The sequence below is a fragment of the Sphaerisporangium sp. NPDC049457 genome, from assembly GCF_055586705.1.
The window spans coordinates 29,902-45,321 of record NZ_JBVJHR010000033.1; the positions used below are offsets into that span (position 1 = coordinate 29,902).

14 protein-coding genes and 1 pseudogene are annotated in these 15,420 nt (G+C 68.1%); 5 read left to right on the forward strand and 10 right to left on the reverse strand.

Features of this window, described 5'->3' with window-relative positions; all coding sequences use genetic code 11:
* Nucleotides 1-243: 243 nt before the first annotated feature.
* Together ACZ6QO_RS36345 and ACZ6QO_RS36350 are read left to right on the forward strand one after the other, a co-directional pair.
* Nucleotides 244-876, forward strand: a complete 633-nt coding sequence (locus ACZ6QO_RS36345) for an IS110 family transposase (protein WP_465857807.1) — start codon at nucleotides 244-246, stop codon at nucleotides 874-876.
* 71 nt (nucleotides 877-947) lie between these two features.
* The gene (locus tag ACZ6QO_RS36350) at nucleotides 948-1,190 is read left to right on the forward strand and encodes a transposase (RefSeq protein WP_465857809.1); all 243 of its coding nucleotides are present in this window, start codon (nucleotides 948-950) and stop codon (nucleotides 1,188-1,190) included.
* A gap of 2,382 nt (nucleotides 1,191-3,572) precedes the next feature.
* On the opposite strand, the gene ACZ6QO_RS36355 is transcribed toward ACZ6QO_RS36350, so the two are convergent.
* The 9 genes and pseudogenes from ACZ6QO_RS36355 to ACZ6QO_RS36395 all read right to left on the reverse strand — a co-directional run bounded on the left by ACZ6QO_RS36355 (nucleotide 3,573) and on the right by ACZ6QO_RS36395 (nucleotide 10,102).
* Nucleotides 3,573-4,103, reverse strand: a complete 531-nt coding sequence (locus tag ACZ6QO_RS36355) for a family 1 glycosylhydrolase (protein ID WP_465857811.1) — start codon at nucleotides 4,101-4,103, stop codon at nucleotides 3,573-3,575.
* 22 nt (nucleotides 4,104-4,125) lie between these two features.
* A pseudogene (locus ACZ6QO_RS36360) lies at nucleotides 4,126-5,013 on the reverse strand (family 1 glycosylhydrolase); the annotation flags it as partial.
* Between the two features lie 21 nt (nucleotides 5,014-5,034).
* Complete coding sequence (locus tag ACZ6QO_RS36365; protein WP_465857813.1) at nucleotides 5,035-5,604, reverse strand: LacI family DNA-binding transcriptional regulator; 570 nt, start codon at nucleotides 5,602-5,604, stop codon at nucleotides 5,035-5,037.
* A gap of 303 nt (nucleotides 5,605-5,907) precedes the next feature.
* Complete coding sequence (locus ACZ6QO_RS36370) at nucleotides 5,908-6,243, reverse strand: hypothetical protein (RefSeq protein ID WP_465857815.1); 336 nt, start codon at nucleotides 6,241-6,243, stop codon at nucleotides 5,908-5,910.
* Nucleotides 6,244-6,288: 45 nt separating this feature from the next.
* Entirely contained in the window at nucleotides 6,289-6,414 is a 126-nt protein-coding gene (locus ACZ6QO_RS36375; protein WP_465857817.1) for a hypothetical protein, read from the reverse strand.
* Nucleotides 6,415-6,820: 406 nt separating this feature from the next.
* On the reverse strand, nucleotides 6,821-8,068 hold the full coding sequence (locus ACZ6QO_RS36380; RefSeq protein ID WP_465857818.1) for an alpha/beta hydrolase: 1,248 nt from the start codon (nucleotides 8,066-8,068) through the stop codon (nucleotides 6,821-6,823).
* Between the two features lie 77 nt (nucleotides 8,069-8,145).
* Nucleotides 8,146-8,406 (reverse strand): hypothetical protein, encoded by a 261-nt coding sequence (locus ACZ6QO_RS36385; protein WP_465857820.1) that lies wholly within the window; start codon nucleotides 8,404-8,406, stop codon nucleotides 8,146-8,148.
* Nucleotides 8,406-9,299 carry an alpha/beta hydrolase gene (locus tag ACZ6QO_RS36390; protein WP_465857822.1) on the reverse strand — a complete coding sequence of 298 codons (894 nt, stop codon included), beginning with the start codon at nucleotides 9,297-9,299 and terminating at the stop codon, nucleotides 8,406-8,408. The genes ACZ6QO_RS36385 and ACZ6QO_RS36390 overlap by 1 nt, the downstream gene beginning before the upstream one ends.
* A 197-nt stretch (nucleotides 9,300-9,496) precedes the next feature.
* Nucleotides 9,497-10,102, reverse strand: a complete 606-nt coding sequence (locus ACZ6QO_RS36395; protein WP_465857824.1) for a response regulator transcription factor — start codon at nucleotides 10,100-10,102, stop codon at nucleotides 9,497-9,499.
* A gap of 125 nt (nucleotides 10,103-10,227) precedes the next feature.
* On the opposite strand from ACZ6QO_RS36395, the gene ACZ6QO_RS36400 reads away from it, so the two are divergent.
* The gene (locus ACZ6QO_RS36400; protein ID WP_465857826.1) at nucleotides 10,228-12,126 is read left to right on the forward strand and encodes a sensor histidine kinase; all 1,899 of its coding nucleotides are present in this window, start codon (nucleotides 10,228-10,230) and stop codon (nucleotides 12,124-12,126) included.
* 294 nt (nucleotides 12,127-12,420) lie between these two features.
* On the opposite strand, the gene ACZ6QO_RS36405 is transcribed toward ACZ6QO_RS36400, so the two are convergent.
* Nucleotides 12,421-13,335: a LysR family transcriptional regulator gene (locus ACZ6QO_RS36405; RefSeq protein WP_465857828.1), complete on the reverse strand. Its 915-nt coding sequence runs from the start codon at nucleotides 13,333-13,335 to the stop codon at nucleotides 12,421-12,423.
* Between the two features lie 136 nt (nucleotides 13,336-13,471).
* Here ACZ6QO_RS36405 and ACZ6QO_RS36410 point away from each other — a divergent pair, with 136 nt between their 5' ends.
* Together ACZ6QO_RS36410 and ACZ6QO_RS36415 are read left to right on the forward strand one after the other, a co-directional pair.
* The gene (locus ACZ6QO_RS36410) at nucleotides 13,472-14,404 is read left to right on the forward strand and encodes an NAD-dependent epimerase/dehydratase family protein (RefSeq protein ID WP_465857830.1); all 933 of its coding nucleotides are present in this window, start codon (nucleotides 13,472-13,474) and stop codon (nucleotides 14,402-14,404) included.
* On the forward strand, nucleotides 14,397-14,984 hold the full coding sequence (locus tag ACZ6QO_RS36415; protein WP_465857832.1) for an NAD(P)-binding domain-containing protein: 588 nt from the start codon (nucleotides 14,397-14,399) through the stop codon (nucleotides 14,982-14,984). Before ACZ6QO_RS36410 ends, ACZ6QO_RS36415 begins: the two co-directional genes overlap by 8 nt.
* Nucleotides 14,985-15,420: the final 436 nt, after the last annotated feature.

The window sequence follows — 15,420 nt, forward strand, 5'->3', positions numbered from 1 at the left end:
GCCTCCAGCGGAGGACTGCCAGGCCTCGGTGCCGGTGGTCGTGGCTGACTCTGGAAGGATCTGGCCGCCTGCGAATGTGCCCTGCGCGTGACTCGTCGCCCAGATCACCGGTTCCGGTCTGGCCCGCCTCGCTGACTTGATCAGAAGCTTGTCCGCCGTTGCCGGTGTAACTCCTCACAGATGTGTCCGCGTGGTCTCCAGATCGGCGCCCCACCGCAACGACCTGCGCGAACAGGAGTCGCCATGGCGATGTTGTCAGAGACCGTTGATGCCATCATTGGGGTGGACACCCACCGTGATAGCCATAGCGCAAGCCTGGTCACCCCAGTCGGCGGCGAGTTAGCCGCCATCACCGTCCCCGCCGACGCCAGCGGCTACGCCCAGCTGCTGGAACGGGCCCTCGCCTATGCATACGGACCGCGGCTGGTGTGGGCGATCGAAGGTACTCGTAGCCATGGCGCAGGGCTGACCGTCCACTGCGCCGTGCCGGCCAGCAGGTCATCGAGTCCGACCGGCCCTAAGCGCCTGACACGACGTCCCGGCGGCAAGAGCGACGCGCTGGATGCACGGCGGGCCGCTCGAGAAGCATTGGGTCGGCAGCACACCGCTGCCCCACGGACCAACGGCCCGCGAGAGGCCGCCCGCCTGGTGCTTGTCGCCAGGCAAAGCGCGATCCAGGCACGTACCGCCGCGGTCAACCAGCTCAAGGCCCTGGTCCTGACCGCACGCGACCAGCAACGCCAGCGGTTACGCAACCTGACCCGCCACGCGCTGATCCAGGCCTGCCTCAGCCTGCGCCCCTCCGCCGCCACCGACCCTGAAGAGCGTGCTCTCCGTACCGTCATGCAGCGCCTGCCCGCCGTATCCGCGACCTGACCAAAGAAGTCCACACCGCCGACCTAGAACTTGCCGGACTCGTCCAGCACCACATCGGCCACCTGCTGGTCATGCACGAAGTCGGCGTCATCACCGCCGCTCAATGCTGGGTTTCCTGGTCAGACCCCGACCGGTTCCGCAACGAAGCAGCCTTCGCCGCTCTGGCCCGCGTCAGCCCATCCCAGCCAGCAGCGACAAGACGACACGCCACCGCATTTCACGACGTCACCCTGACTACCAGCGGAAACTACTTGTACACCACCTCCGTGGACGCAACCGAGTGGCACTCAACAGGCCTGCCCCGGCAGGGATAGGTTCCTCCCATCGGAGTTGCGGTGTGCACGGTGAGGCAAGGCCATGTCGGCCCGACGGACTGAGGACGGCGTCGACCTAGATGTCATGTCACTCGATGTAAGCACTGTGGACTAAGCGTAGCGAAACGAGGCTTTGCGCAAACTAATCGCTTTTGGAGGTGCCCCAGCCCTTTACCTGCCCCCTTCCGTCCTCCCGGAGCGCAGGAGCGCTCCGCGGCGGACAGGCATCCGTGGGCTGCGACCTGCTCGTGCGGCCCAAGGCTGCCATCCTGATCACAGACGATCATCCCACCCGACACCTTGACGCGAGCATTGACACTTGGAGTGAAAAATCAACATCATGGCGATTTCTGTGCGGCCGGTGCGGATAATCGCTGGTAGCTCGATTAACACTGAACTTTTCTTCTGACAGGCGGGATGACAAGCCCGTTCGCAGCCAGGAGCTCGCACGGCCTGCCTGGTGTATCAACTGAGCACCTTCACTCAATTCACCATGATGCTCGCCGCCCACGCCTGCGTCGAGACTGGGGCGTAGCCGTGGGTGAACCCGGCCACTCAGCTGCGAAAACGATGCGAAGGCACCCCTGAGGCTCGCCTTCGAGGGGGTTGCCCTACACGGCCAAGCAAGGGGGCGTTCAGCTAAGCAATACGGCCCAATACAACCCAATAATCGGCGGGCAGCACGAATGTGTGCGACGTCCCGTTTAGACACGATCTCCCCATTCGACGAAAGGGCCCCCCTGCGATAGGGTTCCTGCGAATATTGGCAACGACTCGCGTCATCGTGAGTCTGACAGGAAAGGTGCAGTGAAAAGGAGATTCAGTGCCTAAGCGCATTGCGGCTTGCCGAGTTGGGCTTATAGGTGATCAAGACGGCGACGCTTCGCGCCGCCTCTGCCACCGTCGGCCGGGCATGCGGCCTGGAGGCCGGTCCCGGCCGGCGGTGGCAGGCACTCTCGCATCAGTACTAGATCGATCCGGTGAGATCAAGCGCACGCAGACGCGCTCTACGCTACGATGTCGGACAAACACGTGTAGGCGCTACCGAGCTAGGGGTAACGGCCCAATGCTCAGTAACGCCTGCACAACCATCCGGTCCACCCGGGAAACGGATACCTTAAGCACCCCTACGTTAGCACAGGTACTTAGCGCACGCGCAACGCAATACGATTAACGATCGGCGTCGTTAATCGTATGCGCAGAGCATAAGCATTAAGGCATCGCTGTGCATAAGGGGCGAGGAGCTGCTCCCGGATGGACCCCCTACCTCACGGAGGTACATCCATGCCGTCCATTCCCTCGCTGCCATCCCTTCCCTCGCTCATCTTCCTCCTGGCGCTGCTGCACAGTCTGTACCTGCTGATGACTCGCGTTCGTCGCTACATCCGGCGCCTCACTCCTGAGGGGCATCTCTCCTGGCAGTGGCGTCGGTGCGGGATCACTCTGAGACTCGGTCGATGCAAGATCTGATGTAAGTGGTCGTGAGCCAGAGTGCCTCCGCCTGAGGCGCTCTGGCTCTCGGGTGATCAACAGCAGCGGCTCACGGCCGTATCTACTGATCCGTTCTGAGCGTCTACACCGCCGATCATCAAGCTTCGAATGCGGTCTTGGTAGCACCTCCACCAGGCCGCCGTCTACATACCGCCCTCACGATCGCCCCACGGTGGTTGGGGGCGGTGCGGGGTTGGGGGCGATCGACGGGCCGGGCCTCGTTCCTCGGCCCGGCCCACCGGGTGACGGGGCTGGGGGCCGTTGTGGGATATGCGCGGGATGGGGCTGGCCGCCGGCCGGTTGCCGAAAAGTTTCTGTGCAGGTTGGAGAAAAGTTTCTGTGCAGGTTGGAGAGGTGATAGGCCCTCCGGGTGGGGGTCCACTTCTAATCCGACGGTCGCAGGTCGAATCCTGCAGGGCGCGCCCTCCAGACCAGGTCATCTACTCATATGACCTGGACTTCTATGTTGATCAGCGATCATCGCCACCTGCAGCACATGCCGCTGAAGCACCCCGCAGCGGGCACTCACGGCCTATGCGGAGCGCGATCATACGGGGCTGCACGATCATGAGGACAAGCGCGGGATCGCGTACGCCCTGATCCGTCCGACGGGTTCACGCCCCGAGAAGGGCCACAGCACCCGGGGCGACACGGCTCAGGTTTCCGTCATGGCGCAGCAGGTCGCGGCAGCCGTCGGACTCCAGGTGTGCCTCGTCGGAGCCCGGGTCCAGTATCGCGAAGCGGCTGTGAGGACCATGGCGGTCGCTGGCCGGTGTTCGGAGGCATCGCTCCGGCCTGCTCGGAATGCGCCGAAGAACGTAGGTACACCATCAGGGTCGAGGTCCGGCTCTCGCGCGCCACGCCTTCGGGTCGGGCGTGGCGCGCGAAACCCTAGGCGGGCAGCTTGCCGGTGGCGACCACGTCGCGGTACCAGTGGGCGCTGTCCCTCCAGGTGCGCTCCATCGTCTCGCGGTCCACGCGTACGATGCCGAAGCGCTTGGCGTACCTGTGCGCCCACTCGAAGTTGTCCATCAACGACCACACGAAGTACCCGCGCACGTCGGCGCCGCCCGTGATGGCCTCGCTGACGGCGGCCAGGTGGCGGTGCAGGTAGTCGATGCGGTCCGCGTCGTGGACGCGGCCGTCGGCGGCCACCGGGTCGGCGAACGCCGCGCCGTTCTCGGTGATCATCGTGGGCATGTCCGGGTAGTCGCGGTGCAGGCGCAGCAGCAGTTCGGTCAGGCCGGTCTCGTCGATGTTCCAGCCCATCTCGGTGTACGGGCCGGGCTGCTTGACGAACTCGACGTCCTCGCACGCGATCCACGGCGAGGCGGCACCGTCCTGGTGCCCGTCGGCGGTCTCCCGGGGGCCCGCGCCGTCCCCACTGGCGTACCAGGGTGGGGTTGTAGTAGTTGACCCCACGTACGTCCAGCGGCCGGTGGGCCGTGGCCTCGTCGCCGTCCCGCACGAACGACCAGTCCGTCACCGAGGCGGTGTCGGCGATGAGGTCGCGTGGGTAGGCGCCCTCCAGCATCGGGCCGAGGAAGGCCCGGTTGGCCAGCGCGTCCGCGCGCCGAACCGCGTCGGTGTCCCGCTCGGACACCCCGCGCACGTGGTGCAGGTTGAGCGTGACGGACATCTGCGCGTCCTTGGCGGCGGTCGAGCGCAGCGCCTGCACGGCCAGGCCGTGACCCAGGTTGAGGTGGTGGACGGCGGCCAGCGCGGCGGCCAGCTCGGTCCGCGCCGGGGCGTGCACGCCGGAGGCGTAGCCCAGGTAGGCCGGATCAGCCGCCCGCATCAGCTCGGCGTCCTGCGCCCACATGTGCTCCGGCCACTGCTCGGGGGTGTAGTTCCCGCCGAACAGCAGGCCACGGCCCTCAGTGAGCGTGTGCATGCCCAGCTCCATGTCAGACCCCGCACGCGGCGGCGCGGAGCTGTCCCCGGCCACCAGCCGGCAGGGCACCAGCCGCTGCCGCGGCGGGCCGTCGCCCCGTAACCGGTCGATGAGCATCTGCGCCCCGAGCCGTCCCCGCTCAGCGCTGGGCGGCTCCAGCGCCGTCAGCCTAGGGTGGAACATCTCCGCCACGCGCTCAGAGGAGAGCACCAGCATCGGCGTCAGGTCATCGGGGATCCGCCATCCACGCCGGGCCACAGCGGCGATCACGCCGACGGCCGCGTGGTCCATCACGGCCAGGGCCGTCACGTCGGGATGCGCGGCGAGGAGCCGCTCGAACGCCTCGCCGCCCTCCTCGGCCGAGCCGGCGCGGTGGTCGGCCACGTAGGCGATGCCGGCCTCCCGGGCGGCCACCGCGAACTCCTCGCCCGCCCGGATGGTGGGGCCGTACTGGGCGGCCTACGTACCGGTCGAGTGGTTGAAGGAGGCCGGCTTGCGATGGCCGAGCGAGGCCACGTGCGCCACGGCCTCGCGCGCGGTGGCGGCGAAGTCGATGTCGGCGTAGTCGATCGTGCCCGGGTCGCGGGTGCGCACGACCATGCTGAACGGCACCCCGGCCTCGGACAGGAAGTCCGGCCGCTCGTCGTCCAGCCGCACCTCCATCAGCAGCACGCCGTCCACTAGCCCCAGGCCGGTGATGTGCCGCAGTTCCTCGACCGGGTCGGCGCTCTCGGGCGACAACAGCAGGTGGTAGCCCAGCTCGCTGGCCGCCTCGGCGGCGCTGGTGGCGAACTGCATCTCGGTCACGCCGAAGCCCTCACGCGGAGCGGGGTAGAACAGCGCCAAGATCTTGGTTCGCTTGCTCTGCAGGCCGCGGGCCAGCAGGTTGGGCCGATAGCCGAGATCGACGGCCGCCTGCTCGATGCGCCGCTTGGTCTCCGCCGCGACCGGGCGGGTGCCGTTCAGCGCGGCGGACACGATGCTGACGGCGACCTGTGCGCGCTCGGCGACATCACGTAGCGAGGTCATAGAACTCCGGCCCTGGGGCGATCGGCCCGAACCGGGCCGATACGGTGGCCGAAACGTTTCGCAAAACCTAGGGCGCGTTTTGTGCTGATGTAAATGGTGTTAATTCGGATGACCTAAATGCCTGCCGGCTGGGGCGGCAGGGCCTCAGGACCCCTGGCAAGAGCATCCGGCCGTGTTCGCATCGAGAGCGCAATGGAGGGCTCGATGCCGAGCACGATGACGTGCTCGCCGCCGGGCGCGTCCGGTTCACCATGGGCGCGCCCGCCGCGCGAGCAGGTGATGGAGAACAGCCGGGAGGCTGCATCACGGGCGGTACAACGGGTGGAGGGCCGCGATCAGAGTGGTCCGAGGAGGTCGCGCGGATCGACGTCGAGGCCCAGGGTCGACAGGACGCCCAGGAGTTCGCGCTCCCCCGTACCGGAAGTGGGACGCCATGATCGCGGACAGGCCGTCCAGGTGCATGGCCGGCTTGCTCGGTGTGGCGCCCGAGGTGATGGCGTAGTCCGACCGCCCCAGCAGCAACGCGATCATCACGTGGTCCTGCTGGAGCTTGGCGATCGTCGGCCGCAGCGATGGATGACGCGCGGACAGTTCGGGAAACAGCCCTGCCGCCCAGCGCTCGACCGGCTCCCGCCACACCTCGGGGAACGGTTCAACGTCCCTGCGGAACTTGTGGAAGCGGCTTCAGAGCTTGACGAGCTTGGCGTAGGGAGCGCTGATGCGATATATCTCGCTCCCGAAGTCGACGACAACAGCGACATCGTCGTCGACTCCGACGACCCGGCCGAGACCGTATCTGTCGTGGCTCACCAGGTCCTGTACGACGAAACACTCAAGAGGCGGCGGAGGGGGCACAGGAACGTTGAAGGGACTTCCAGGCAGGACTCGCCGGACCGCGGCTTGGTTGCGTCTCATTACGTTCCAGTATGGGCCCTGCGGTGGCATAAATCGAGCTCAGTGCTCCGCCGAGATCGTACGTGCCGGCACCGCCTTGCGAACCACGACCTCTTGAGCCGGCGCCCCGAGGAACGTGCGGCCGCCCCGCGCGACATCGCGGTCTCGACCGGGCTCCGCCATGTGGGACTGTACGGTCTTCGGTCTGCGCCGTGAGGCGCTGTGGATTCGAGTGGAGGTGAGAGACCTTCGCCGCCTGCCCTGTCGTAGCAGGGAGGTGGGGCTGGGGGGCAGCCTGATCCGGGTGGCCGGCCCCTGAGTCTCAGGTGGCGAAGCGGGCTTTGACCCAGGCCAGGATGTCGTCCATCGCGCCGTCGTCGATCCCGGTCACGGCACCATAGGTGTCGTGCTCCAGGCCGTCGTAGACGCGGTAGGTGACATGGGAGCCGTTCCTGCGGAGTTCGGCGGCCACCTTGGCATTGATCGCTTCGGGGGTGACGGTATCCGCGCCGCCCTGCAGGAACAGCACCGGGCCCGCGACGCGCTGCTCGCCGAGGCTGTTGTCGCGCAGGTATCGGGTGAAGCGCGGGTCGCTGGAGTAGCCCGGCCCGGTCAGGGCCGGCCCGGTCAGATCTCCGTACGCCGCGGTGACCACACCCAGGCAGCCGTTCCGGGCCGAGTCCAGGCGGGCCTGGGCGACCGGGGTCAGCAGCCTCGTGATGTCGATCTTCGGGTCGCTGTACGCGGCGCCCTGGGCCAGCAGCGGGGCGAATCCGCCGTACGGGACGGTGGTGGCGACGTGCGCGGCCAGTGCGGGCAGATCGGCGGCGGGCGATGTGACGACCGTGCCCCGGTAGCCCGGCAGCGGACGCGTCAGCTGGCGTTCGGCGAAGCCGAGTGCGGCCCCGCCGCCCTGGGAATGGCCCCACAACACCCAATGGCCCGACAAGCCCGGCACCGCCTGGTGTGCGGACCGCACCGCCCCGGCGATGTCCTCCGCCTCGGCGGTCTTGTTGACCAGTTCAGGACGGCCGGTCGTGCCAAGGCCCGCGTAGTCCGGGGCGACGACCGCGTATCCCTGCTCCAGGAATCGGACCATCTGGTCGCCGTGGTACAGATCCCGCATCAGTGATGGTGCGCAGCCGGTCGCGATGCCGCTGGCGCCGTGCGCGTCCACGACCACCTTCCAGCCTCCCGCCGGGCGCGGGCGGTCCTGCGGCACCAGGACGACGCCGGAGACCGCCACGTCCCCGCCCCGGGAGGTACGGGAGTGATACAGCACGCGGACGGCCTTGACCGGCTTGTTCCGCACCACGTACTCGGAGGTGGCCTCCGCGCGGATCAGGGTCCCGCTCGGTGCCCACGGCAGTGGGTTGGGTGCGTCGTAGAAGGCGGTGCGAGGCAGGGCGTTCTGTCGCTGGGCGCTCCAGGCCCAGTCGATCTGGCAGGCCTGGTCGCAATCATCGGCATACGCGCCCGTGGCAGGCGCGATGACCAGAACGGCACCGATAGTGGTGGCCGCCGACAGCCGGCGGACTCCGGTAAGGAGGGCATGACGAACAGACCTCATGTGAGGCTCCTCTGCATTGTTGATCGGTCAGCGGGAACGAGCGGAACCCGGCGTCCCTGCCAGGTCCGGCGTGACGTTCATCCGACCTGGCGGCCGTCGACGCGTTTCCCGCCGGCCCCGTAGACGAAGTCCGTGCTGTTCAGGATGAAGTCCGTCGGGAAACCCAGCTCGATCGCGGCGGCCTTCTCCAGCCGGCTCACCGCCTCTTCGGGCAGCTCCAGGTCGATCGCGGCGAGGTTGCCGGTCAGCCGGTCCAGATCGCGGGCACCGAGGATCGGGTGGATCCACGGCCGGTGCGACACCCGCGGCCCGGTGCGGCCGAGCGGCCGGTAACGCATCACAGGCTCCGGTCGAAGAACGAAACGGTCCAGTCAATCGCAGGAAGTACGAAGCGGTCGTCGTCGTACAACTCGATGTGGTTCCCGGTGTCGAGCAGGAAGAGCTCCTTGGGTTCGGGCGCGGCGGCGAAGGCGGCTTGCGCGTCGGCCACCGGGATGGCCTGGTCACCGCGGCCGTGCACGATCAGCAAGGGAGCGGAGACCAGCGGCAGATAGGAGTCGACGTCCAGCGTGAGCTCCTGCAGCACCGAGAGCGCGGTGCAGCGGTTCTCCCAGCCTGCACGGGCCCCGCGTTCGGTCCCGTAATACTCGAACGGCTCCGGTCCTGGATTCCCCGCGGGCATGCCGTCGGGGTTGACGGCGGGCCAGTACTCGACCTCACCGGTGTCGGACTGCCGCTGCGCTATCTGCGCGAACCAGGTCATCAGCGCCGCGAAGTTCTCGGCGCCGAATCGATCGCGGATCAGCACCGGGTTGTTGTAGGCGGCCGCGATCAACGCCACGGCCTTGACCCGGGGATCGAAGGCGGCGAGCTGCACCGAGTAGATCCCGCCCAGGCACACCCCGCACAGCGCGATCTTGCCGGCGTCGACCTCCGGCCGGGCTACCAGGAAGCCGACCGCGTTGCGCAGATCCGAGACCTTCGCGGAGGCGTCCTCGTGCTGGCGAGGCTCACCCGCACTGTCACCCCAGTTGCGATGGTCGAAGGACAGTGCCACATAGCCGCGCCGCGCGAACCGCTCCGCGTAGTAACCGGTGACCTGGTTCCGCACCCCGGCGAACGGGCCGGTCAGCACCACCGCGCCGCGGCCGGTCCCCGGTTCGAGCAGATGCAGGTCACCGATCAGCCGATACCCATCGCTACTGAACTCGACCTTCTCGATTGATGTCACGAAATCTCCTTCACGATCGCGCAGGCGGCACCTGCGGAGCACCGGCCTGGATGTCGTTCCAGGACCTGGAGAGAAGATTTCCAAATGCGACATATCGCCAGATAGCGTGTTCGTCACCGGTTGAGAGGTGAATTTCTCATAGGGAGCGACGCGCATTTCCGGTCCGGTCACCGCCTGCCGGGAATGTCTTCCGGCTCTCAGATCCAGCCGGCCTCGGTGGCGATCCTGATGGCGTCGACGCGGTTCCGAGCGTCCAGCTTCACCGTCGCGGACGTGAGGTAGTTCCGGACGGTCCCCGGCCTGAGAAAGAGATTTTCGGCGATCTCCCCGGGGGAGGCGCCCGTGGCCGACATGCGGAGCACCAGGGTCTCCCGGTGCGACAGAGGGCTCGCCGACGCCTCCAGCGCCGCGGCGGTGAGCGCGGGGTCCAGTACCCGGCCACCCGATGCGACGGTCCTGATCGCACCGGTCAGCTCGGCGTGCTGCACATCCTTGGGCAGGAACCCCGCCACCTGAGCGGCGAGCGCCCGGCGAAGCTGGCCCGGCCGATTCAGACCGGTCAGGATCAGCACCCGGCATCCGGGCAGCCGCTCGTGGAGCCGTTCAGCGGCGGTCAACCCGTCCAGGTCAGGCAGGTCGATGTCGAGCACGGCCACGTCGGGCTGGACTTCCAGCGCGGTCGGCACGATGAGCCCGCCCGAGGCGAGCTCCGCGACCACCTGGAGGTCGTCTTCCAAGGACAGCAGTCCCACCAGCGCCGAACGCAGCAGCGCCACGTCCTCGGCGAGCAGAATCCTGATCACGCCGAACAGTACCACCGGGCCTTTCGGCCACCCGTCTGAGGTGAAGCGGGTGGTAACCGGTGATCGACTCGCTATTGTCCGTCTTGCCGGCGATCCGGCGACGTCAGGCCGCATGGAGGAAGTAAGTGCTCGGGATCTCCGCCGCCTCGGCAGCGAAGAACGACCCGGTGGACGACGGGTCGGACGACACCCGGGATACGCAGCTGCGTTTGGTGCGGGCGATGATGTGGGCCGCCCTCGGCCTGATCATGGCCCTCCGGCTGATGGCGGCGTTGGAGCTGGGGCTGACGTGGCCGGTCGGGCTCCTCACGATGGCTCCCTATCCGCCGCTGGTGGCGCTGCTGGCCGGGCGGCACCGCCGCCGGGTCCGCGACGGCCTGCTGGTAGCCCTGCTGATGCTGTACGCGGTGCCGTTCGCCGTCGCGGGCACGCAGTGGGAGTGGCTGCCGTGGCCGCTCGCGGTCGCGGTGCTGTGCTCCTTCCAAGGGCGGACGGCCTGGCCGCTGTTCGGGCTCATTCTGGCCGCCACGGGCGTGACCGGACTGCTGATCGGAGAGGACCCGCTGACGGCGGTCATCAGAGCGGAGAAGACGGCCACCAACGGACTGATCGTCTTCGGCCTGTACGCCCTGGCGGTCATGGCGGCCAGGGTGGACGCGGCGCGCGGAGATCTGGCGCGCTTGGAGCTGCTGCGGGAACGGCGACGGCTCGGCGGAGAGCTGGGCGCGGCCGTTGGCGCGCACCTGCGGGTGGCCTCGGAACGGCTCGCGCAAGCCGTCGACGCCGAACCGGAGATCGCACGTGACCGGCTCCGCGTGGCCGTCGCCACCGCCCGGCAGGCGCTGGCCGGCATCCGTGCGACGGCCGCCGGCTACCGCGTCTCGCCCCCTCCGCCCGCGCCGATCGAGTCGCCGAAAGTGGCGCGCCTCACCCTGGTCGCGTTGTTCGCCTGCCAGGCCTCGCTCCAGTCGATCGTCTCCGTCGCGACCTACCACCGGCCGTGGACGCTGCTCCTGACGGTGCCGTTGATGTGCGCGGCCGGAGTGATCCAGCTGCTGATGGAGCCGTCACGCAAGCAGATCGTCCTGCTCGGGCTGCTGCTGGGTGTCGCCGTCATACCGTTCGGTTACCTGGTCTGGGAGCTCGTCTTCCTCGCCGGCCTGTGGCCCTTCTTCCTCGGGCTGGTGCTCACCCGCATGCGGCCGCCCCGCTCCCTGGTCATCACCGGGGTGACGTTGGCGCTGTACATCGCGCTTCTCTTCTACCCGCCGCCGGTGCCCGGCCCGGCGGGGATGGCGGTGAGCCTGATCTCCATGGCCATCGTCACGTGGGTCTCCTACGGTCTGATCCGGCTGTCGAACCTGGTGGTCCTGCTGCACCAGGCCCAGCGGGACCTGACTCGCGAAGCCCTCATCCAGGAGCGCACCCGGATCGCCCGCGACCTGCACGACCTGTTGTCCTTCAGCCTGTCGGCGGTGGCGCTCAAGGGAGAGCTGTGCGAGCGGTTGCTGGACGTCGACCCGGTACGCGCCCGCGCCGAACTGGCCGAGCTGCCCGAACTGGTCGAGCGGGCGCTGGTCGAGCTGGAAGCGGTGGCCAATGCGACCGTAGGGTTGCGCCTGGATCAGGAACTGGCCGCAGCGCACACCGTTCTGGAGGCCGCCGGAATACGGGCTGTCGTCACCGTCGAGACCGGCCCTCTGCCGCCGGAGGTGGACACCGCGATGGCCGCGGTGTTGCGCGAGGCGGTCACCAACGTCGTACGGCACAGCACCGCCCGGACCTGCGCCATCACCATCTCCCCGGCGGACCACGCCGTACGGCTGCGCGTCGTCAACGACGGAGCCGCCGAACCCTCGGCTCCGCGACCAGGCCCCGGCGGATCAGGACTGACCGGCCTGGCGGAACGCACCGGGGGCCGGCTCACCGCCGGATCACAGGTGGGCGGCCGCTTCGAGCTCGTCGCGGAGTTCGCCATCGGTCACGATCAGCACCATCCTCATTCCGCCGCCAAAGGCCCCTGAGGCGAACCCCGGCTGATCGGCCGGTTCAGCGCTGCGTGGGACGCGGATCGCGGGCCAGGATGCGGGGGCTACCGACCGGCCGGGGAGCCGGCGTTCGATCGTGCCTCCCAGGCGCACCCGTCGGGGTCGGTGAAGGGGCCGGCGGCGCCGGTGATCGCGAGGCGGTGTTCATGGCGGCCGCCGGTCGACCCGCCGGCACCGCCGCCGAGTTCGCCGTCGTGCCCGCCGACCGGGCCGTACCGCTGCCCGAGCAGGCCGACTTCGACACCGGCGCCGCGCTCGACGTCCCCGCGCTCACGTCGAGTTGTCCGCTGCGAGTTGGGTTCGCACGCCGCGAGGCACATGCACGCCGTGATTGCGCAGGTTGCGGATGAATCGTGCGGCGAGTGGATCCGGTTCCGCGGACGTCACCGCCACCAACTGTCTGACCCATCGTGGCGAGAACGATCGCACTGCGCCAGGAAAACCATCGCTGACCGCACTCACGGGGCACACTGCGACTCCGAGACCGGCGGCAGCGAGCTGCGGTGCCGCGGTGGTCACCGCAGTCCTCATGACGGGCTCCGGGCGGACCCCGGCGCGGGCGAACGAGCGATCGAGCCAGGCGCTGAGGCCGTTCTCCGGTGCGAAGTGAACCAGCGGCGCACCTTCAAGATCCTTTAAGGGCACAGCCGGCCGTGCGGCCAGTGGATGGCCGGTGGGTGCCGTCAGCACGATCTCTTCCTCGGCGACGGCGGCGGTCGTGAAGCGGCCGGGCACGGGAGCGGGCATCAGGGCCAGGTCGGCCTCGTCGGAGTCGATGAAGCCGTGGAGCTCGTCCGGCGACGTGGATTCACGCAGGGTGATCGCCACCTCCGGGTGGCGGCGATGCCACTCGCGAATGACCGGGGCGAGCACGGAGACCAGGCTCTGCGCACAAGCCAGCCGCAGCGACCCTCCGGTCGCTTCGCCGGCGGCACGAGCCGACCTCACCGCAGAGGCGGCCGCTTCAATCGCCCGTCTGGCATCCGCTAAGGCGGCCCGCCCGGCGGGAGTGAGCCTGACCCCTCGGGGCTCGCGGCGGAGCAGGGGCGTTCCTGCCTCGCGCTCCAGCGTCGCGAGCTGATGGGAGACGGCGGGCTGCGACGAATGCAGCAGCCGCGCGGCCTGGGTGATCGACCCGGAGTTCGCGACCGCGACAAGACACTCCAGCGCCCGAAGAGAAGCCATTCAAGAATTTTATGGCATGGCCGCAAAACATGAATATTTCCGAGGGAATGCCTTCAGGGCTATCGAGTGCTCCACCTCACGACACCTTCTCGTCCAAGGCGGGCGAGGGGGCCCGCACTCGGCGAAGGAGAGTTTCATGGCGCAGGCGTTCGTCACGGGCGGTTCTGGGTTCATCGGCCAGGTGCTGGTACGTCGGCTCCTCGACGAGGGGCACTCGGTTCGTGTTCTGGTCAGAAGTGAGGCGTCGGCCGCAAGGGTGGCGGCGCTGGGCGCGGTGCCCGTCCGGGGCGAGTTGACCGACCCGGCCACGTGGCGGGACAGGGTGACGGGCAGTGACGTGGTGTTTCACCTCGCTGCCGAGACGGACGTCGCGGCCGACCGTGAGCGTCATGAGCTTGTGTCGGTTCGCGGCACCCAGGCAGCCGTCGATGCGTCCCGCTTCGCGCGGGTTCCTTGGTTCGTCCACTGCGGGAGCGAGGCTGCGCTCCTCGCCGGCGACCCGCTGGTGGACATCGACGAGACCGCGCCGCTGCGGCCGGATTCGGAAGCCGCCTACTGTGCGGCGAAGGCCGTTGCCGAGAAGATCGTGCTCGACGCGAACGCCCCGGATTTCGCCACGGTGTCGATCCGTCCGAGGTTCGTCTGGGGTCCCGGCAGCATCCTCATCGAAGGGCTGGTCGCGGCGGCGAAGGCGGGGCAGTTCGCCTGGGTCGACGGAGGCCGGCACACGACCGACGTCACGTTCGTGGACAACGCCGTCGAGGGGCTCATGCTCGGATGGCAGCGGGGCCGGCCAGGCCAGGCCTACTTCATCACCGACCGGCGCCGCGTCACCCTGCGCGAGTTCATGGAGACCTTGTTCGCGATCTATGGCGTCGATGCGCCGATCCCCGACCTCGATGCGGAGACGGCGGATCGCGAGGTTCCGGTTCCCGTTCGGTGGTTCCTCGGGCAGCCGTGCATCCTGCGGACGGACAAGGCCGCAGCCGAGCTCGGATATGAGCCCATTGTTTCGCATGCCGCCGGTCTCGACGCTGTCAGGGATTCGGTGGCACTCAGCGGTGTGTGAAGGTTTCACACCCGTTCAATCCCAAAAGGAGACTGAAATGAAGATTGTCACGATCGGAAGAGGAACGATCGGTGGCGGGCTGGCCGGCCTGTGGCGGGCCGCAGGACACGGCGTCGAAGAGCTCGGCCGTGATGGCGGGGATGTGTCGGACGCGGACGTCGTCCTGGTGGCAGTGCCCGGCGATCAGATCTCGCCCGCCTTGAGCAAGGTCACGGGGCTTGAGGGGAAGATCGCGATCGACGCGACGAACATCCTGCCCGCGCGCCACGGGGACTTTCCGTCGTACGCCGAGGAGGTGAAATCCTTCACGCGCGGCCCGGTGGCCAAGAGCTTCAACATGAACTTCGGATCGTTGTTCGGCGCAGTGCGCGAGCAGCGAGTACGGCCGAGCAATTGGTACATCGCCGACGAGGCCGCCCGCGAGATCACCGAGCGTCTCATCCGCGACGCCGGCTACGACCCGGTACGCGTCGGGGACCTCTCCCGCGCCCGCGACTTCGAGAACGCGGTCTGGCTCCTCATGGGTGTGGCCCCGATAGGAGGCGTGTTCTATCGATTCGCGGTGCCCGGCGAGCTTTGATGAGCGCTCGCCCGTTCCATTCACCATCTGAAGGTTGATGTGTTCGAAGCAGTAAATTGGTCGGAGGCCATGGTCCCCAGCCGCCCCCCAATCCACTTCACCAACGAGCTTGAGGTCGCGGCGTCTCCTGAAACGGTCTGGTCCCTGCTGGTGGATCCCCAGGCCTGGCCCCGCTTCTAGCTCTTCTCCGGTCTGGGGGCCTGGCGACCAGCACCGGGAGAGGCTATGCCGGCGCCCGCGGGATTCTGTAGGCAGCGGTCTGACACGCACGCACTTCGTGAGCGATGAGGTCCGGGATCGGGTGTCAGTGCTTGTGTTCCAGTGCGGCCAGCCGTTCGGCGACTTTGTCGCCGATGGTGACGAGCGTCGCCATCTCTGTCTCAGTGAGATGATCGATGAGCACGTCGCGGACGTCGGCCACGTGCTGCGGAGCCGC